Annotated in this window: 14 protein-coding genes; 8 read left to right on the forward strand and 6 right to left on the reverse strand. The window is 76.3% G+C overall.

From position 1 onward, the window contains the following. Positions 1-42 precede the first annotated feature (42 nt). The 6 genes from ACIP37_RS24190 to ACIP37_RS24215 all read right to left on the reverse strand — a co-directional run bounded on the left by ACIP37_RS24190 (position 43) and on the right by ACIP37_RS24215 (position 8,049). Positions 43-1,257, reverse strand: coding sequence for a lanthionine synthetase LanC family protein (locus ACIP37_RS24190; protein WP_363632559.1), 1,215 nt, complete (start codon positions 1,255-1,257; stop codon positions 43-45). Between the two features lie 137 nt (positions 1,258-1,394). Beyond that, positions 1,395-1,565 carry a hypothetical protein gene (locus tag ACIP37_RS24195; RefSeq protein WP_363588297.1) on the reverse strand — a complete coding sequence of 57 codons (171 nt, stop codon included), beginning with the start codon at positions 1,563-1,565 and terminating at the stop codon, positions 1,395-1,397. Positions 1,566-1,577: 12 nt separating this feature from the next. Then, positions 1,578-4,355, reverse strand: a complete 2,778-nt coding sequence (locus ACIP37_RS24200) for a lantibiotic dehydratase (RefSeq protein ID WP_400810024.1) — start codon at positions 4,353-4,355, stop codon at positions 1,578-1,580. A gap of 1 nt (position 4,356) precedes the next feature. Beyond that, the gene (locus ACIP37_RS24205) at positions 4,357-5,319 is read right to left on the reverse strand and encodes a thiopeptide-type bacteriocin biosynthesis protein (RefSeq protein ID WP_363632563.1); all 963 of its coding nucleotides are present in this window, start codon (positions 5,317-5,319) and stop codon (positions 4,357-4,359) included. A gap of 265 nt (positions 5,320-5,584) precedes the next feature. Continuing rightward, positions 5,585-6,685: a glycosyltransferase family 4 protein gene (locus ACIP37_RS24210; RefSeq protein ID WP_400844477.1), complete on the reverse strand. Its 1,101-nt coding sequence runs from the start codon at positions 6,683-6,685 to the stop codon at positions 5,585-5,587. Beyond that, positions 6,571-8,049: a hypothetical protein gene (locus tag ACIP37_RS24215; protein WP_400810022.1), complete on the reverse strand. Its 1,479-nt coding sequence runs from the start codon at positions 8,047-8,049 to the stop codon at positions 6,571-6,573. Before ACIP37_RS24215 ends, ACIP37_RS24210 begins: the two co-directional genes overlap by 115 nt. A 175-nt stretch (positions 8,050-8,224) precedes the next feature. On the opposite strand from ACIP37_RS24215, the gene ACIP37_RS24220 reads away from it, so the two are divergent. The 8 genes from ACIP37_RS24220 to ACIP37_RS24255 all read left to right on the forward strand — a co-directional run bounded on the left by ACIP37_RS24220 (position 8,225) and on the right by ACIP37_RS24255 (position 18,221). Further along, entirely contained in the window at positions 8,225-9,229 is a 1,005-nt protein-coding gene (locus ACIP37_RS24220) for a GNAT family N-acetyltransferase (RefSeq protein ID WP_400810020.1), read from the forward strand. Beyond that, positions 9,222-10,013 (forward strand): aminotransferase class IV, encoded by a 792-nt coding sequence (locus ACIP37_RS24225; protein WP_363588286.1) that lies wholly within the window; start codon positions 9,222-9,224, stop codon positions 10,011-10,013. Before ACIP37_RS24220 ends, ACIP37_RS24225 begins: the two co-directional genes overlap by 8 nt. 151 nt (positions 10,014-10,164) lie before the next feature. Next, the gene (locus tag ACIP37_RS24230) at positions 10,165-11,022 is read left to right on the forward strand and encodes an ABC transporter ATP-binding protein (RefSeq protein WP_363588284.1); all 858 of its coding nucleotides are present in this window, start codon (positions 10,165-10,167) and stop codon (positions 11,020-11,022) included. 43 nt (positions 11,023-11,065) lie between these two features. Continuing rightward, positions 11,066-13,696 carry an FtsX-like permease family protein gene (locus ACIP37_RS24235; RefSeq protein ID WP_400810017.1) on the forward strand — a complete coding sequence of 877 codons (2,631 nt, stop codon included), beginning with the start codon at positions 11,066-11,068 and terminating at the stop codon, positions 13,694-13,696. Positions 13,697-13,961: 265 nt separating this feature from the next. Continuing rightward, positions 13,962-14,432, forward strand: coding sequence for a hypothetical protein (locus tag ACIP37_RS24240; RefSeq protein ID WP_363579649.1), 471 nt, complete (start codon positions 13,962-13,964; stop codon positions 14,430-14,432). Beyond that, positions 14,429-16,021 (forward strand): multicopper oxidase domain-containing protein, encoded by a 1,593-nt coding sequence (locus tag ACIP37_RS24245; RefSeq protein ID WP_363632572.1) that lies wholly within the window; start codon positions 14,429-14,431, stop codon positions 16,019-16,021. Before ACIP37_RS24240 ends, ACIP37_RS24245 begins: the two co-directional genes overlap by 4 nt. Before the next feature lie 185 nt (positions 16,022-16,206). Then, a complete protein-coding gene (locus tag ACIP37_RS24250) occupies positions 16,207-17,565 on the forward strand; it encodes a DUF2252 domain-containing protein (RefSeq protein WP_363579647.1) in 1,359 nt (452 codons plus the stop codon). 113 nt (positions 17,566-17,678) lie between these two features. Continuing rightward, on the forward strand, positions 17,679-18,221 hold the full coding sequence (locus ACIP37_RS24255; protein WP_363579646.1) for a GNAT family N-acetyltransferase: 543 nt from the start codon (positions 17,679-17,681) through the stop codon (positions 18,219-18,221). Positions 18,222-18,274: the final 53 nt, after the last annotated feature.

Raw genomic sequence — 18,274 nt, forward strand, 5'->3', positions numbered from 1 at the left:
GGTCCGACAACAGGCTCGGGTCCGACAACAGGCGTCGGTGGCTCAGCGCAGACCGAGACAGGGCAGCCAGGCCCGTGAGGCGTCGTGGCCTGCGGTGAGCAGGGCGCACAGCGGGCCGGCCGCGCCCCCGAGCAGGCCCATCCCCTCCGCGCCCAGGGCCTCCACCTCGGGCAGGCGGGCCCTGAGGTGGGTGAGCAGACGGGCCTTCAGCGCGGTCGCGGCGGGCAGGCCGGCGTGGTGGGCGAAGGCGTCGGCCACCGCCAGCACGCCCGAGGCGCCGTGGCACAGGGCCAGCAGGTCGCTCGCGCGGTCGCCGAAGAGGTGGAACCGGTCGTCGTACCGTTCGGCGAGCGTGCTGAAGGCCGCTGCGGCCCAGGTGGCCGCCTCCCGGTCGCCCGTCGCGTCGGCCGCGTCCCACAGCGCCCAGGACACTCCGGGGGTGCCGTAGCACCAGGCCTGGCGGGCGCGCGCTCCGGCGGGCGGCGGGCCGTCGAGCCCGGCGCCGTCCCAGGTGCGGATGGAGCGGGCGTCGTCGAAGGACTGCCGCATCAGCCACCCGGTCGCGCGGCGCAGGGCGGGCGTCAGGTCGGGGTGCGGTCCGAGGTGGCGTACGGCTGCGGTGAGTGCGACGACGACTCCTGCGGCGCCGTGGCCCGTGCCGGTGTTGATCCGTCCGTCGAGCCAGCCCAGGTGCGGGTGGCCGGCGTACTGCCCCGTCCGCAGCCGGGGCAACTCGTCGGCGTCGCACAGCCGGGCCAGGTGGTCGGCGTACGGGCCGAGTTGGGCCGGTGTCGGGCGGGTGCCCGTGCTCAGGGCGAGCAGGGTGCCGGAGGGGCCGACGATGAGGTCGTAGTCCGGGAAGGCGACCTGTTCGCAGCGCCAGGTGAGGGCCGGCGCGGTGCGGACCAGGTGGTCGCGGAGCCGGTCGGCGACCGGATGCAGCCCCGGGAGCACCCGGGCTCCCAGCCGCAGGCCCGCCAGCGTTCCGGCCAGTCCGCCGTCGTACAGCCCGCAGTGGCCCGGCCCCTGGCCGGCGGTGCGGGCCCACACCGCCACGGCACGGGCCGCAGACCGTTCGGCCTCCGGCCCCCCGGTGGTGTGCAGCAGGGCGGCCAGGACGGGGATGCCCGGATCGGAGGGGTGCTCGGCGACCGCCGGGCTCTCGCGGGGCCGGGCGGACCAGGCGTCGAGGAGCCGGACGGCGAGTCCGGTGACGGCGGTGCCGGTGTCCTCGGCGTTCGCGGTGTGCTGCGGCACGGTGGCTCCTCGGGAACGACGGGTCGGCACTCCGCCCGGCCTGGAGGGGCCGGGCGGAGTGCCGGTGGTGGCGGCCGTCAGGGGCCGCTGTCCGGGTGGCCGTCCGAGGGCGTGCCCTCGGACGGCCTGACGGGAGATCAGCAGAACACGCCGCTACAGAGCAGCACCGTGTCGCAGATCAGGACGGTGCAGACGCCGCTGCAGCCGCCGCTGCTGGCCTCGGGGGTCGGCAGGGTGGTCTCGGTGATGCGCGCGTCCAGGTCGCCGATGAGGGCGTCGAGGTCGGTGAGCGCCGTGATGTCGGGCATGGTTGTCCTCCTTCAGGAGCGGTGATGGGTGGAGACCGCCCCGGTGGCCCGCCCGCGAGGGGCGGGCGCACCGGGGACGTCGGGTTCGCCGCGCAGTGCGGCGGCGGCGGGCTCCGCGAGTTCCTCGGCGCCCTGGTCGAACGGAAGTCTGAGCAGCAGTTGGGCGGCGACGGCGGCACCGCCGTGCACGGGGTCGTGGAGCAGCAGGCCGCCCGGGTCGGGAAGCATCTCCTCGACCAGCAGGTCCGCACCGGGGTGGCGCGCGCAGATCCGCTCCAGCAGGGCGACGGCGGTCAGCGCCGCGAAGTCCACGGGCACCGGTTTCGGCTGGGGTACGGCCCGGACGAACGCGAAGCGCGGCAGTCCGGCGGAGCGCCCGAGGGCGGCGAGGGCGCGCACCTTGGTCAGGTCGCCGTCGCCGGGCCGCCACAGCTGGGCCGGCGGCACGCGCCAGACCGCGGGGCTGATGACCAGGGCGCCGCCGCCGACGGTCACCCGGGGCAGTCGGTCCGTGTCGGGGAACGCCTCGGCCAGGCCGTCCAGGCGGATCAGGCGCGAGCCCGCCGGGTGGCCGGCGGCCAGCAGCAGCCGGACCAGGACGTCGTACGGGGGCAGGGGCGTACGGGTGGCGTGGTGGACGGGCAGCAGCCGGCACCCGTCGGCCTCGGCGATGATCCGCGGGCCGACCCGTCGCAGGGTGATGCGCTCCAGCGGCAGGTAGCGGGCCGTCAGGCCGTCCGCTCCCTGGTACGGCAGGGGATCGGGATCGCCCGTCCACCAGCCGGTGATGACCGGCCGCCGTACGGCGTTGGCGGCGCGTCCGGCCAGCGGCGGCACCAGCAGTTCGACGAAGCGGGCCCCGGACAGCCGCTCGACGGAGGCGAGGAAGGCCCGGTAGCTCCGGAGGTTGTCGTAGCCGCCGTGCAGGGTGTGGAGCGCGTCGGCGAACCGGGCGTCCAGCACGCCCGCCGGTGAGGCGGTCTCCAGTACCGCGACCGGTCCGGGGCCCGGCAGCGGACGCAGCAGGCAGTCCAGGGGCCAGGGTGGCAGCGCGGTCGCGGCCGGGGGCGCCCCGAGGATGTCCAGCAGGTCGTCGTCCAGGTCCACCGGTCCGCTGCCGGCCCGGGCGGACAGGTGGGCCAGCAGCCCGGCGTAGCCGGACCCGGAGGTCTCGGCGGGGTGCCAGCCCGCGTACCGGCGCGGGGGCTGAGGCGGCGGCGGGCAGCTGCCGTCGGGCAGGTGGCGCGCGAGGATCTCGCCGAGCGGGCACGGCCGTTCGGTGAGCTCCGCGAGCTCGGCCGGCAGCCGGTGCGGGTCCGGCCCCGCGAGCCGGTCGGCCTCCCGCAGCCACGCCACGCGGGCGGCGGTGCCGAGGCCCTGCTGCACCTGGCGGGCGGCCGCTCCGGAGACGGCCGAGGCTATGGTGCGGTAGGAGTCGGTGAACCACGGCCGGGAGTCGTCGGCGGGGGCGGCGGAGCCGGTGGTGCGGAGCGCCGACGCGGGGGCGGGGGCGGGTATGGGCGCGGGTGCGGCGGAATTGGCGCTCGGTGCAGGTGTCGGAGGAGGCGCCGGTTGCGGAAGGGTGCCGCGCGCGTGGACGTCCTCGGCGGCGAGCCAGCCCGTGGTGCGGCGGCGCGGGGCCGCGCAGGCCTGGAGCACGCCGAGTCCGAGCAGGTGCGCGAGGAAGCCGCGCAGCACCGTGGGGGCGGAAGCCGCCGCCCCGGCCGCCGCTGCGACGGTCGTCGCCGTGCCCAGCAGAGCCGCTTCGAGGTCGCCCAACGGGCGAGGGCCGCCGGCCAGTTGAGCCAGCACGTGATCCAGGGGGAGGGAGCGCCGCAGGTCGACCTGCCGCAACCGGCCCCGGTCGTGCGGGTCGGTCACCCAGCAGCGCAGGACGCCGGCGCCCGGTGCGGTGCCCGCCGGCTGGGGGAAGTGCAGCGGAGCCAGGGCCAGCACCGTGGCCGGGTCCGCCGCCCGCAGGTCCAGGGCGCCGAGCCGGGCCCGCACCCCGTGGACGTTCTCCACGGCCTGGGCCGCCACCTCGCCGAGGGTCGTGCCCGGCGGGACGAGCCGCAGCAGGGTGCCGTCGGCCCCGCCGCCGTTCCCGTCATCGTTCCCGCCGCCGTTCCCGCCGCCGTTCGCGCCCGTCGGGGTGACCGGCAGCAGGATGACCTGGCCGACCCAGCCGCGCGGGGTGGTCTTCGCCGCGGCCCGACCGAGCGCCCGCCACACGTATGCCGCCCGTTTGCGCAGCCGCTTCCCGCTCCAGGACTCGCCCGCGGCCAGCCGGCCGGCCACGTCTGCGGCCGCTCCGGGCTCCACCTCGTCCAGGAAGGCCCGCATGACGGGCGACGCGCACACCAGGGACCAGCCCAGGGCGCCCACGCGCTCGCGCTCGGCCGCCACCGCGGCCTCCAGCCGCCGCAGGGCGACGGCCGCCGACTCGGCCTCGCCGGACAGCCGTGCGGCGTCCGCGACGAGGCCGCCGGCGGCGGGCAGCCGCCCCAGCAGCCCGCAGTCGGCCGGGCCCGGTGCGGCGCCGGAGTGCAGCCGACGGCGCACGGCCAGCACGGCGCGGCGGTCGGCGGCGGTGAGGGCGGGGTGCGGCACGACCACGATGCCCAGCTGCTCGGCCAGTCGGCGGGCGTGCTCCGCCCGCCGTTCGTCCCGTCGGGCGTGGTCGGCGACCTGTGCGAACAGCTCCGGGTTGCCCGCCGCCGCCCACGCTGCCAAGGGCATGCCGGCCACGCGGAGCAGCGCCGCAGCGCCCAGTTCCCGGTCCTCGTCCACGTCAGGACCTCCCGTCACCGGTGAGCGCGTGGGTCAGCAGGCTCTGCCGGGCCAGGGAGAACCGCCCCCGGTTCCAGTGGAAGACGACGTAGTGGGCGGCGGCGCGGCGCGGGCCGATCACCGCTTCACCGGACTCGAAGTAGCCGGTGCGCCAGCCCTCGGCGGCCCGGCGCACGGCGTCCCCGTGCACCTCGACCGCCGCCCGCCGTTGCGGCGGCAGCGGATCGAGCAGGCTCCGTCCGCCGGCTCGCCAGGCCGCGAGGATGCCCGCGGCGGCGCGCCGGGTGTCCTCGTCGGGCTCGGTGCCCAGCCTGCGGCCGGCGTCGTCCTGGAGCACCTGCCAGACCCCGCGGTGCTCCCAGCCGACGATGCCGAGGCCGTCGAGGAGTTCACCGAGGAGGTACAGGGACAACCGCCAGTCCGCGACCGCCTCCGGTCGGCCCGGTGCCGCGACGGTGTCGTGGTGATCGAGCCAGGCCAGGGAATCCACCGTGAACAGGTCGTGGACGTGCCGCATCGATCGCGGGCCGCCGAAGAGGTAGGTCTCCGGCTCGTACCGCCCGCACAGCGGCGGTTGCGGCTGTCCGTCCACCGCGCGGAAGCGGCGCGTCAGTTCCTCGCGCAGTGCCCCGACATCGGACCGGCCCGCCTCGAACCGGACCCGCAGGCCGGGCGGTTTGTGCATGAAGAAGAAGGAGCGCGCCGCGCCGGCGGAGATCAGGTCGCGGGCCGTGTCTGCGACGGCGCGGTACGTCCGGTGCCAAGTGGCCGGGCCCGGCGCGAGGTTGATCTGCACCCAGCCGTCCTCGGGCCGGTCGTCGCGCAGCGCGGACAGCCCGGCCGTCAGGAACGCGCGGCGCGCGGTCTCGTACTCGGGGCCCGCGGAATCGACCGGTACCGTTCCCCACGGAATGTCGCGAGCGTCCCGGAGGCAGTCGGCCAGCAATCGTTCGACCTCCACCATGGTGCCCACCTCCTCGTGATTCCGGCTCTACTCCTGGGGTTTCCACCATTCGGTCGGATTGAAAAACGGAAGGCAAATATTCATATGATGAAAAAGGGTGCGCCCGCTGCGCGTACGGGACTTCGCGCGCTGAAGGCGCATCCTGCGGGCGGATTCTGAAGCCTTCGCCCCCCCCTGACTCGATGATCGCCCGCATGTTGGTGAGTGGGTGTCACTTCTGCTCGAACTCCCATTGAAAAAAACGGCGTTGGCGGGTCCGAAAGTGTCAGGGGAGCTCGGCGGGAGCGCCGGTGACGGACCGGGTGGGGTCGAGCAGGTGGGCGAGGCGGTGGGCGGAGGCGGTCCAGGACCAGTGGGTGGCGGCCCAGTCGCGGCCGGCGGCGCCCATCCGGGCGCGGTCCGCCGGCGGGGCGAGGAGGAGGCGGGTGAGGGCGGCGGCCACGTCGGCCGGGTCGCGCCCGTCGACGACGGTGCCGGTGACGCCGTCGAGGACGGTGTCGGGGGCGCCGCCGGAGCGGCCGGCGACGACGGGCAGGGCGGCGGCGGCCGCTTCGAGGTAGACGATGCCGAGGCCTTCGGCTTCGAGGCCGGCCCGGCGGGTGCGGCACGGCATGGCGAAGACGTCGGCCTCGGCGTAGTGGGCGGCGGTGGCCGCGTGGTCGAGACCGCCGGCGAATTCGACGCTGCCGGGCTCGGTGCACCGGTGGGCGAGCGCGCGCAGACGGTCCTCGTACGGGCCCTGGCCGACGAGGACGAGGACGGCGCCGGGGACGGCCCGGCGGATCGCCGGCAGGGCCCGGATCAGGACGTCCTGCCCCTTGCGCGGGACGAGCCGGGCGACGCAGAGGATCACCGGCCCGGTGCGGGCCCGCCGGGCGCCCTCGGCACCGGGCCGGAAGCGGTCCGGGTCCACGCCGGGGACGAGGCGCGCCAGCCGGGCGTCCGGGCCGAGGGCGGGGGCGATCCGGGCGCGGGTGTACTCGCCGAGGTAGGTGACGACGTCGACGCTGCGGCCTATCCGGCGCAGCAGGCGGCGGGCGCCGGGGGTGCGGGCCCACCAGATCTCGTGGCCGTGGGTGGTGGCGACGGTGCGGCGGATGCCGTCGGCCTGGCGGAGCAGGCCTGGGGTCATCGCGGCGAGCGGGGCGGCGGCGCCGAACCAGACCCGGTCGCAGCCGTGGGCGCGGGCGATCTCGGCGGCGCGGCGGGTGGCCCGGGCGGTGGGCAGCAGGGTGCGGGCTCGGTCGCGGATCACCGGGAAGGGGAGAGCGGCGTCGTGCCGATCGGCGCCCGGTTCGGCGGAGGTGTAGACCACGACGTCGGAGTGGGGCAGCCGGGTGGCCAGGGCGTGGACGAAGGTTTCGATGCCGCCTTGGCGGGGCGGGAAGTCGTTGGTGACGATGAGTGTGCTGCCCATGGGCGGGTGGGACCTCGGTTCGGTGTCGGAGAAGCGGCCGGGGAAGGGATCGGAGAAGGCGTCGGGGAGGGGCTCGGAGCGGGGGAGACGGGGAGGGCCGGCGGGAGGACCCGGGCGAGCAGGACGAGGAGGACCGGCAGCGCGAGGTAGCCGAACCGCCCGGCGGGGGCGAGCAGGAAGGCCAGGGCGAGCCCGAGGGCGAGCCGGTCGGCGGCGTCCGCCGCGTGCCGGGGCGGGTGGGTGGGCAGGGAGGCCGCGAGGGCGGCTGCGGCGAGCAGCAGCAGGCCGACGGCCGCGTACCAGCCGGGCGGGCCGAGGTCGGCGAGCAGCCGTCCGGGCAGCGGGCTGGCGGCGGGGGTGGGCAGGTCGCCGCGGCCGGTGGGGAAGGCGAACACCTGGTGGAGCATCGGCCCGGGCGAGCGCAGGGCGCCGGGCAGGACGAGCAGGGCCGTGCCGCCCACCGCGACGGCGGCGGCGCGCAGGGCGGGGCGCCGTCCGGCGGTGGCGGCGAGCAGCGCGGTGACCACGGCGACGGCCGGCCAGGCCGTCCACTTGAGCGAGAAGGCGGCGGCGAGGGCCAGTCCGGCGGGGGCGGGGCGCCGTCGGGCGGCGAGGGTGAGGGCGAGCCAGCAGAGGCCGGTCATCGGCAGGTCGACGCCGCTGACGCAGAGCGGCAGCGCGACGACGGGCGAGGCGGTCAGTGCGGCGAGGGCGGTCCGCGGGCCGAGGGGTGGGGTGGTCGGCGTGGGGAGGGCGGTCCGCCGCCCGGCGGGCGCGGAGCGCAGCAGGCAGGCGAGGAACGCGGCCGCGCACCAGAGCCGTGCGTCGCCCGCCACCCGGGCGAGCGGCAGACCGCCGAGTGACAGGCCGTCGAGTGACAGGCCGCCGAGCGGCAGTCCGTCGAGCAGGGCCCGGGGGAGTCCGAGGATCGCCATTCCGGGCAGGTACGGGGTGTACTCGGCCACCGTCCGGGGCTCGGCGAGGTACGGCGTTCCGGTGTGCAGCAGCAGGGCCCCGGAGCGTTCGATCACCCCGACCTCGCTCTGCCCCCGGCTGGTCAGCACGAGGGCGAGCAGCGGCACGGCGACGGCCCCGGTGAGTGCGAGGGCGATGGACAGCGGCCGGCCCCGGCGCGTCGGCAGGAGGGCGGCGAGCGCCGCCAGCAGGTAGCCGACGGCGGCGCAGGTGCCCCAGGTGCGGTGCGGGCCGAGGTCGGAGAGCAGCGGGAAGGCCCCGGCCCATCCGGCCGCGAGGAGCCATCCGCCGCACCACGCGGCGGCGTGTCGCCGGTCTGGGGAGTCGTGCCGATTCATCACCCGTTCATTGCATCGTCGCAGGTCAGCCTGGTCATCACGGTCAGGTCGAGTCCTCTGGTCGGGTTTCCCCTACCATCCGTCGGGGCCGTCGCCCGGCGACCTTCGCATCCGATCTGACGTTCGGTGTTCGTCGGATTACGGAAAGTGCCCGCGCTCCCGCTATCGTGTCGGCGTGGTGAGGTCGTGGGATGCGGCAGTGGAGCGGGCGCAGGACCGGCTGGCGGCGGGGCCGCGGCTGCGGGCGGTCGCCGAGGGGGACGAACGGCGGTTCGCCCTCTGGGACTTGGCGTCCCTGGTGGAAGGTGAGCTGGGGGAGCTGGTGGCCCCGGACGAGCTGACGCCGGAGGCCGAGCGCCGGTGGCGCGAGCGGCTGGGGGAGAGCGGCCGGGAGTGGCCCGGCGGCGAGCTGTACCGGCGCCGCTACTGGGTGCTGGACGAGGACGGAGCCGCGGCCGGCACGGTGGCGGTGGACAACTGGACCAAGGGACCCGGCCAACTCGCCGTCTCCTCCCTCTACTTGATCCCGGAGGCGCGTGGCCGGGGGCTGGCCGCCGGGGCGCTGGACGAGGTGTACGCGGCGTCCGCCGCGGAGGGCCTGCCCGGCTTCCGGCTGGAGGCGCACTGGGCCTGGCAGCACGCCGTCCGCTACTACCTGCGCCGCGGCCTCTGGGTGGTCGGCTGGAAGCGTTCGCTGGCCCTGGCCCGGATGCCGCAGCTCCCGCCGTACCGGGTGTGCGAGGAGGGAGGCTGGCTGCACCTGCTGGTCGCGGACCGGGGGTGGGGCTGGGTGCCGATGCTCGCTGCCGGCTGCGAGGGCCGCTGGCTGCGGCTGGACGAGACGCCCGACTATCGGGCGGCCGACGGCTGGGTGCACGAGTACGCGCGTTCGACGCTGGCGCTGCACCTGGCGCTCGCGGGCCGGCCGCTGGTGCGCGGCCCGCAGTGGTGGGCGGAGGCGTGGCGGTGGTCGGACGCCGGGGAGCCGGAGGGGCTGGCCTACAAGATCGAGCACTTCGAGCAGCTGGCCCTGGCGGCGGGCCGCCAGGTGGTCAGTCCGTACCGCCCGGCGGTGGCGGCGTCTGAAACCCCGACCCCGACCCCGCCCCCGGCACCGGCGCTGAGAGCGGAGGCCCCGGTGGCGGCGGCGCCGGGGCTGGCAGACTCGGGGGATGGCTGAGATCGAGATCGACGGCGCGCCGGCCGACCCGGCGCGGCTGGCCGCACTGGGGCTGCTGAACTACGGGCACTTCACCACCCTGCGCGCCGAGGCGGGCCGGGTCCGGGGCCTGGCGCTGCACCTGGACCGGCTGGTCCGGGACTGCCGGGTGCTGTTCGCCGCCGAGTTGGACCGGGAGGCGGTGCGGGAGCGGATCCGCGCGGTGCTGCCCGCCGACGGCGCGCCGGTGATCGTCCGGGTGACGGTGTACGACCCGGAGCTCGGCCTGGAACGCCCCGGCGCCCCGGCGGTGCCCCGGCTGCTGCCGACCACCCGCCCGGCGGCGGCAGCGGCGCCGGGCCCGCTGCGGGTGCGCACGGTCGGGTACCGGCGGGAGCTGCCGGAGGTGAAGCACGTCGGCCTGTTCGGCCTGGTCCACCACCGCAGGCGGGCCCAACTCGACGGCTACGACGACGTCCTGCTGGTGGATCCGGACGGCGGCGGGGTGGTCGAGGGCGCCACCTGGAACGTCGGCTTCCTCGACGGCCGCCGACTGGTCTGGCCGGACGGCCCGAGCCTGCCCGGGGTGACCGCCGCGCTGCTGGCCGACGCGTACGGCGGGCCGCAGTCGCGCGAGCGGGTGGACGCGTCCGGGCTGGGCCGCTTCACGGCGGCGTTCGCGGCGAACGCGGGCGTCGGCGTCCGGCCGCTGGCAGCGGTCGACGGTACGGCCTTCGACCCGGCGCACCCCGTGCTCGCCGAACTCGCCACCGCCTACGGGGAGATCACCGCCGACCCGGTGTGAGCCCGCCCGGCGCGGGCCCGCAGCCCCCCGGAGGGGGGTGGGGATATCCCCACCCCCGGTCCGCCAGCGGCCTCCATGGTCCGCCGGCCTGGCCTTTTCTAGCGTGGAACCCGTCGACGACCACCGACGATCCCCGAGGGAAGGCCCACCCATGGCACGCCGCCACGACCGCCCATCGACCGAGCCGTACGCCGCCGGACCGTACGCCGCCGGCCCGTACGCGACGGGGGCGTACGGCGGCGGCCCGTACCCCGAGCAGGGCGCCCGTCCGGCGATCGAGCTGCGCGGGGTGCGCCGCACCTACGGCCGCGGCGGCGAGACCGTGCACGCGCTGCGAGGGATCGACCTGGCGCTGGCCCGGGGCAGCTTCACCGCCGTGATGGGCCCGTCCGGCTCCGGCAAGTCGACCTTCCTGCAGTGCGCGGCGGGCCTGGACAAGCCCGACCAGGGGGAGATCCGCCTCGGCGGCGAGGACATCACCCGGCTGAGCGAGGACCGGCTCACCAAGCTGCGCCGCAGCCGGATCGGCTTCGTCTTCCAGTCCTTCAACCTGCTGCCCTCGCTGACGGTGGAGCAGAACGTGCTGCTCCCGCAGCGGCTGGCCGGCGAGCGCCAGGACCGCGCCCGGGCCCGGGAGCTGCTGGCCCAGGTCGGCCTCGGTGAGCACGCCAAGCGGCGGCCCGGCCAGCTCTCCGGCGGCCAGCAGCAGCGGGTGGCGATCGCCCGCGCGCTGATCACCGACCCGGACGTGGTGTTCGCCGACGAGCCGACCGGCGCGCTGGACACCCGCACCGCGCACGAGGTGCTGGGCCTGCTGCGGCGCGCCGTGGACGACCTGGGCGCGACGGTGGTCATGGTGACCCACGACCCGGTGGCGGCCTCGTTCGCCGACCGGGCGCTGTTCCTGGCCGGCGGCGCGCTCGTCGACGAGCTGCACCACCCGCAGGCGCAGGCCGTCGCCGACCGGATGGTCTCGCTCACCGCCCGCCCGGTGGGGGTCGCGGCATGAACGGGCGGCGTGGACCGATCGACGAGTGGAACGGGGCAGGGGCATGAGCAACGGACTGGCGCGCGCCTCGGTGCGCTTTCGACCCGCCTCCTTCGTGGGCACCCTGGTCGCCCTGCTGCTGGGCGCCGCCGTGGTGGTGGCCTGCGGCGTGCTGCTGCAGACCGGCCTGACCGCGAGCGTCGCACCGCAGCGGTACGCGGGTGCCCCGGTGGTGGTCGCGGCCGATCCGATGGTGCGGATCACCGCCAAGGTCGGCCGCGACAACGAGACCAGGGAGCTGACCACCCCCGAGCGGGCCCGGACGGACGTCGCCCTGGTGGGCCGGATCGCCGCACTGCCCGGGGTCGCCGCCGCCCGCCCGGACAGCGCCTTCCCGCTGCCGGCCGGCGCCGGCACCCCCGCCCTGACCGGCCGGGGCTTCGCCGCGCTCGGCATCGCCGGCCCGGCCGACCAGCTGGTCGAGGGCCGTGCGCCCGGCGCCGACGAGGTGGTACTGGACGCCGACACGGCGCGCGCCGCCCACCTCGCGCCCGGCGCGAAGCTCACCCTCACCGCCCCCGGCGGCACCGGCGACTACCGGATCTCCGGCCTGGCCGCCGCCCAACCGGCCGGCCCCACCGCCTGGTTCGCCGACGCCACCGCCGACCGCCTCTCCGGCCACCCCGGCCGGATCGACGCGATCGCCGTCCAGCCGCGCGAGGGCGTGGACCGCGCCGCGCTGGTCGCGCAGGTCCGCCAGGCCCTCGACGCCCAGGCCCTCGGTGCCAAGGCCGCGGACACCCGGGCCGCGGACGCCAAGGCCGCCGGCACCCCGGCCCTCGGCCTTGAGGCCAAGGCCGAGAGCGGCGGCGCCAAGGTCTTCACCGGTGACGGCCGCGGCACCGTCGAACAGCCCGCCATCGGCGAGGCCCGCACCCTGCTGATAGGGCTCGGCGGCAGCTTCGGCGGCTACGCCACCATGACCGCGATCTTCGTCGTGATGAGCACCGTCGCCCTGGCCACCGGCCAGCGCGCCCGCGAGTTCGCCCTGCTGCGCGCCATCGGCGCCACCCCGCGGCAGATCCGCCGCACCATCGCCACCGAGGCGATGCTGGTCGCGCCGGTCGCCGGGGCGCTCGGCATCCTGCCCGGACTGGCCCTGGCCCGCTGGTGGTTCGACGAACTGACCTCGCGCGGCGCCGTGCCGCAGGGCGTGCGGCTGGACGTCGGCCCGCTGCCGATGCTCGCCGCCGTCCTCATCTGCACCCTCGCCGCGCTGACCGCCGGCTTCCTGGCCGCCCGCCGCCCCGCCAAACTGCGCCCCGGTCAGGCGCTCGGCGCGGCCGCCGTCGAACCGGGCCACCCCGGCAAGGTCCGGACCGTCATCGGGCTGCTCTTCGCCGCCGGCGGCGTGGTGGCCGCCGCCTTCGCGGCCGCCCTGGACGGCATCAACGCCGCCAACACCGCGCTCGGCGTGGTCATGTGCTTCATGCTGGCCGTCGCGCTGCTCGGCCCCTGGGTGGCGCGGGTCGCCGCCACGGTGTTCGGCGCCCCGCTGCGGGCCGGCGGCGCCCCCGGCTCGCTGGCCGCCGACAACACCCGCGCCAACGCCCGCCGGCTGGCCTCCGCGATCACCCCGATCGTGCTGGTCACCGCCTTCTGCGGCACCCTGTTGTTCCTCCAGAGCACCATCAGCCACACCACCGGCGCGAACGTGCGGGACGGCATCGTCGCCGACCACGTGATCGGCTTCACCGGCCCCGGCCTGCCCGCGGGCACCGCCGGGCGGGCCGCCAAGGTGCCCGGTGTGGACGCCGCGGTCGGCGTGCTGCGCACCGCCGCCGTGTACACCCACGACATGCAGCTCGGCTCCGCCACCGCGCTCGGCGTCGACGGCGACCCGGCCCGGCTGTCCCGGGTGCTCGACCTGGGCGTGCGCAGCGGTTCGCTCGCCGACCTGGGCCGCGCCGCCGACACCGTCGCCCTGGACGCCACGCTGGCCGACGCCCTGGACGTCAAGGTCGGCGACCGGGTGCCGCTGCGGCTCGGCGACGGCACCCCGGTGCAGCCCGCCGTGGTCGCCGTCTACGACCGCGGGCTCGGCTTCGGCCAGGTGCTGCTGCCCCGGGCGGTCGTCGCCGGGCACGTCACCGCCGGGTACGACAGCCAGGTGCTGGTCGCCGACGCGCCGGGCGCCGACCGCGCGGCGGTGGCGGCCGCGCTGGCGGGCCTCGCGGGCCCCGGCGGGGCGACCGTGACCGACCGGGCCGGATTCGTCGCCCAGTCCGACAAGATGATGGAGCTGAACGCCTGGGCCAACACCGTGATGGCCGGCGTGCTCGGCGGGTTCGCCGCCGTCACCGCCGTCAACACCCTGGTGATGACCGTCCTCGACCGGCGCCGCGAGGTCGCCCTGCTCCGGCTGGCCGGCACCACCCGGCGCCAGGTGCGCGGCATGATGCGCTGGGAGGCGCTGCTGGTCGCCGCGACCGGCCTGGTGATCGGCGGGGGGATCGCCTGGGTCGCCCTCGTCCCGATCGCCCGGGGCGTCGCCAACTCCTCCCCGTACATCCCGCCGGCGCTCGCCCTGCCGCTGGCCGCCGGAGCCGTCCTGCTCTGCCTCGGCGCGACCGGGTTGCCCGCCCGGGCCCTGCTGCGCACCCGCCCGGTGGCACTGGGCGCCGCCCGGCAGTAGCGGAGGCCCGCGCATGCTCGAAGGGCCCCGTCCGGTACCGCCGGACGGGGCCCTTCGAGCATGCGCGGCACCTGCTCGAGGATCGCTGGACGGGCACACCAGAGCCTCGCTCGTACGGGTGACAAAAGCCGGGCCGAGTAGGCGCAATGGGGTAGCCGGGAAACTCCAAACCCCTTTATTGGAGCTGATCGTGATGTCGGATCAGCTACGCTCTCGCCCGCCCCGCCCGTCCCGCCCGACCCGCCGAAGCAGAGAGTAGCCCGACATGAGCAGTCCTCCCGCGGCCGCCGCGCCCCGCTGGCCGCTGATCCTGCTGCGCACCACCGCGACCACCCTGGCGGTCCTGGCCCTGCTCCAGGTCATGCTGGCCGGCAGCTTCCTCAACGGCACCTACGAGTCCCTCAAGGACCACGAGGGCAACGCGATGACGCTGGCCACCGTGGTCCTCGGCCAACTGGTGGTGGCCGCGCTGGTGCGCCGGCCCGGCCGCGGCCCGCTCTGGCCGCTGTGGACCACCGCCGTGCTGACCGTCGCCGTCGTCGGCCAGATGGCAGCCGGCTACGCGCGGTCGATCAGCGTGCACGTCACCCTCGGGGTGCTGCTGGTCAGCGGGGTCCTGTTCGGGCTGGTCGGCGCCTGGCGGCTGCCGCTGCCCGCCCGCGCGGACCACCTGCCCGAGCCGGACGGCAGCGGACGCCTGCCGCGCCCCGGCGGGCCGCTGGAGGTGTCCAAGTGAACCGTCGCCGGTTCCTGGGCGTCGGCGCCTCCGTCCTCGGCGCGGGCGCGCTGGCCGCCGTCGCGGGCCCCGCCGCCGCCCGGCTGTTCGCCGAGGGCCACCCCGGCCGGCTGCTCAGCAGCGGCCTCGACCTGCCCGAGCCGTTCCAGGTCCCGCTGCCGGTGCCCACGGTGCTCCAGCCGGTGCGCACCGACGCGACGGCCGACTACTACGAGATCACCCAACGGGTCGCCGAGCTGGAGATCCTGCCCGGCGTCAGGACCGAGGCCTGGACGTACGGCGGCACCTTCCCCGGGCCGACGGTGGTCACCCGGTCCGGCCGGGCGGCGGTGGTCAAGCACCGCAACGAGCTGCCGGTGCCGTCCGTGGTCCACCTGCACGGCGGCCACACCCCGGCCGACAGCGACGGCTACCCCGTCGACCTGCTGCTGCCGGTCGGCTCCTCCGGCGCGGGCCGGGGGGCGCCGGGCATGCCGGGGATGTCCGACATGCCCGGCATGCAGGGGATGGGCCACGAGGCGGGGCGCACCGCGGAGGGCGAGCGCACCCACACCTACCCGGGCAAGCAGCGTGCCGCCACCCTCTGGTACCACGACCACCGGATGGGCTTCACCGGCCCCGGCGTCTGGCGCGGCCTGGCCGGCTTCCACCTCGTCCACGACGACGAGGAGAGCGCCCTGCCGCTGCCGCGCGGCGACCGCGACCTCCCGCTGATGCTCGCCGACCGCTCCTTCGCCGGGGACGGCTCCTTCCGCTACCCCGCCCTGGACGAGGACCTCGCCTCGCCCGGCGTCACCGACGACTACATGAACGGCGTCCTCGGCGACGTCATCCTCGTCAACGGCGCCCCCTGGCCCCGCCTCGACGTCGACCGCGCCCGCTACCGGCTGCGCCTGCTCAACGCCTCCAACGCCCGCCCCTACCGGCTCCGGCTCGACCCGCAGCCCTCCGGCGGCGACGCCCTCGTCCAGATCGGCTCCGACGGCGGCCTGCTCGCCGCCCCGGTTGCCCACGACGTGCTGGAGATCGCCCCGGCCGAGCGCTTCGACATCGTCGTCGACTTCTCCCGCTACGCCCCGGGCACCTCGGTGCGGCTGCTCAACCTCTTCGGCAGCGGGCGCACGGCGGAGGTGATGCGCTTCGACGTCTCCGGCAAGAAGGTCAGCGACGACTCGACCGTGCCCGACAAGCTGTCCACGATCGAGGAACTGGACGCCTCCGCCGTCGACGTCACCCGCAAGTTCATCTTCCGGCGCAGCGGCAGCTACGGCTGGACCATCAACGGCGACCTGTACCGGCCCGGCCACGACCTCGCCCGGCCCGCCCTCGGCAGCACCGAGCGGTGGCGCTTCACCTCCGACCTGCACCACCCCGTCCACGTCCACCTCAACCAGTTCCAGGTGCTCAGCCGCAACGGTCGCGACCCGGGCCCGTACGACGGCGGCTGGAAGGACACCGTCGACCTGCGTCCGGCCGAGGCGGTCGAGGTCCTGGTGCGCTTCACCGACTACCGGGGGACGTACATGATGCACTGCCACAACCTGGAGCACGAGGACATGGCGATGATGGCGGACTTCACCGTGCAGTGAGCGGGGGCCTGGGGGTTTCATCCGGTCGGCTTCATCCGGTCGGCCGAGTGTCGGAGGGCGCGCGGTGCGCGCTCCGGCACTCGTGGCCTAGCGTCGCGGGGAGACGTACCCCGCCCGCCGCCCGCCGTTTCGTCCTCCCGCCGACCCGCTGTCCCGCTGTCCCGCCGACCGAGGAGCCGCCGCGCATGACCACCCCCGCCGAACGCCGCCGGCACGGCCGGGCCGCCCGCGACCGCGTCTCCCGCTCCGCCCACGGGCGGTGGATCCCCGCCGCCGACCGGCCCGACCCGGTCAAGGTACTGGTGCGCCAGGGCGAGGACCGGGTCGCCCGGCTGCTGCCGATCCGCTACGGGCGGATGGCCGACACCCCCTTCGCCTACCTGCGCGGCGCCGCCGCCGTCATGGCCGCCGACCTCGGCGCCGTCCCCGACACCGGCCTCACCGTCCAACTGTGCGGCGACGCCCACCTGGTGAACTTCGGTCTGTTCGCCTCGCCGGAACGCGCCCTGCTCTTCGACGTCAACGACTTCGACGAGACCCACCCCGGCCCCTTCGAGTGGGACGTCAAACGGCTGGCCGCCAGCATCGCCGTCGCCGCCCGCGACCACGGACAGGACGAGGACCGCGCCCACCGCGCCGCCCGCACCGCCGTCCAGGGCTACGCCACCGCCATGCGCCGCCTCGCCGGGCTCGGCGAACTCGAGGTCTGGTACTCCCGGATCGACGCGGGCGACCTGCTGGCGCCGCTCCGCAAACCCCGGCAGCGCAAGCAGACCGAGGCCGACCTCGCCCAGGCCCGCCGCCGCACCAGCCTGCACGCCTTCGGCAAGCTCACCGAGGAACGCGACGGGCAGCGGCGCATCATCAGCGCGCCACCGCTCATCGAACCGCTGAAGAAGAACGAACTGCTCGACATCGGCAAGGTGTTCAGTGACTACCGGGCCACCCTCGCCGAGGACCGTCGCGTCCTCCTCGACCGCTACCGCTTCGTCGACGCGGCGATGAAGGTCGTCGGTGTCGGCAGCGTCGGCACCCGCTGCTACATCGTCCTGCTGGAGGGCCGGGACACCCGGGACCCGCTGTTCCTCCAGCTCAAGGAGGCCGGACGGTCCGTCCTGGAGGACCACCTGCCGCCCACCCGGGTCGACGCCGAGGTCTCCGTCCACCACGGCGGGCGCCGCGTCGTCACCGGCCAGCACCTCATGCAGGCCGCCAGCGACATCTTCCTCGGCTGGACCACCGGCCCCGCCGGGCGCCACTTCTACGGCCGCCAACTGCGCGACATGAAGGGCTCGGTCGAGGTCGCCGACCTCACCCCGTCCGGCCTGCGCGCCTACGCCGACCTGTGCGGCCGCACCCTCGCCCGCGCCCACGCGCGCACCGGCGACCGCCTCGCCATCGCCGGCTACCTGGGCGGCGCGGACGCCTTCGCCGAGGCGATCGCCGACTTCTCCGTCCGGTACGCCGACCAGACGGCGCTCGACCACGCCGAACTGCTCGCCGCGATCGACGCCGGCCGGATCGTCGCGACCCCGGGCGTCTGAGCACGGCGCGCCTCCCGGCGGGTGCGCTCCGGGGCCGGGGGTACGGGGGTGCGGGGTGGGGGGTGCGGAAAACGGGTTGCCCCGGCGGGCGCGGTCGGCGTTGGCTGGCCCGCATGACCGAACTGCGCACCGACCGCCTTCTCCTGCGCCCCTGGCGGGACACCGACCTCGCACCCTGGGCCGCGATGAACGCCGACCCCGAAGTCCGCGAGCACCTTGGGGACGTCCTCACCCGCGAGCAGTGCGACGCCTCGGTGGCGCGCTTCGAGGCCGAGAGCGCGGCGCGCGGATACGGCTGGCTGGCCGTCGAGGTGCGCGCCACCGGCGAGTTCGTCGGCCTGGCGGGCCTCGACGAGGTCGACGAGGGCCTGTCCTTCACCGGCGTCGAGATCGGCTGGCGCCTCGCCCGCGCCGCCTGGGGCCACGGCTACGCCACCGAGGCGGCCCGCACCGTCCTCGCCCACGGCTTCGACACTCTCGGCCTCCCCGAGATCCTCGCCGTCACCACCGCGACCAACCACCGCTCGCAGGCCGTCATGCGCCGCCTCGGCATGACGTCCGACCCCGCCGACGACTTCGATGACCCGACCGCCCCCGAGGGCCCGCTGCGTCCCAACGTGCTGTTCCGCCTCCGCCGCGAGCAGCGGGCGGGCTGACGGCGGGCCGAGAACGGGCCGACGGCGGGCGCGTCCCGGGGCTCGGCGCCGTT

Origin of the sequence: Kitasatospora sp. NPDC088861, from assembly GCF_044750105.1 — a bacterium.
Lineage (GTDB): Bacteria > Actinomycetota > Actinomycetes > Streptomycetales > Streptomycetaceae > Kitasatospora.

Excerpts from the sequence above, each read along its gene's own strand:
- ACIP37_RS24195 (WP_363588297.1), bottom strand. The coding sequence starts at position 1,565 with ATGCCCGACATCACGGCGCTCACCGACCTCGACGCCCTCATCGGCGAC.
- ACIP37_RS24205 (WP_363632563.1), bottom strand. The coding sequence starts at position 5,319 with ATGGTGGAGGTCGAACGATTGCTGGCCGACTGCCTCCGGGACGCTCGC.
- ACIP37_RS24215 (WP_400810022.1), bottom strand. The coding sequence starts at position 8,049 with ATGAATCGGCACGACTCCCCAGACCGGCGACACGCCGCCGCGTGGTGC.
- ACIP37_RS24225 (WP_363588286.1), top strand. The coding sequence starts at position 9,222 with ATGGCTGAGATCGAGATCGACGGCGCGCCGGCCGACCCGGCGCGGCTG.
- ACIP37_RS24230 (WP_363588284.1), top strand. The coding sequence starts at position 10,165 with ATGGCACGCCGCCACGACCGCCCATCGACCGAGCCGTACGCCGCCGGA.
- ACIP37_RS24235 (WP_400810017.1), top strand. The coding sequence starts at position 11,066 with ATGAGCAACGGACTGGCGCGCGCCTCGGTGCGCTTTCGACCCGCCTCC.
- ACIP37_RS24240 (WP_363579649.1), top strand. The coding sequence starts at position 13,962 with ATGAGCAGTCCTCCCGCGGCCGCCGCGCCCCGCTGGCCGCTGATCCTG.
- ACIP37_RS24250 (WP_363579647.1), top strand. The coding sequence starts at position 16,207 with ATGACCACCCCCGCCGAACGCCGCCGGCACGGCCGGGCCGCCCGCGAC.
- ACIP37_RS24255 (WP_363579646.1), top strand. The coding sequence starts at position 17,679 with ATGACCGAACTGCGCACCGACCGCCTTCTCCTGCGCCCCTGGCGGGAC.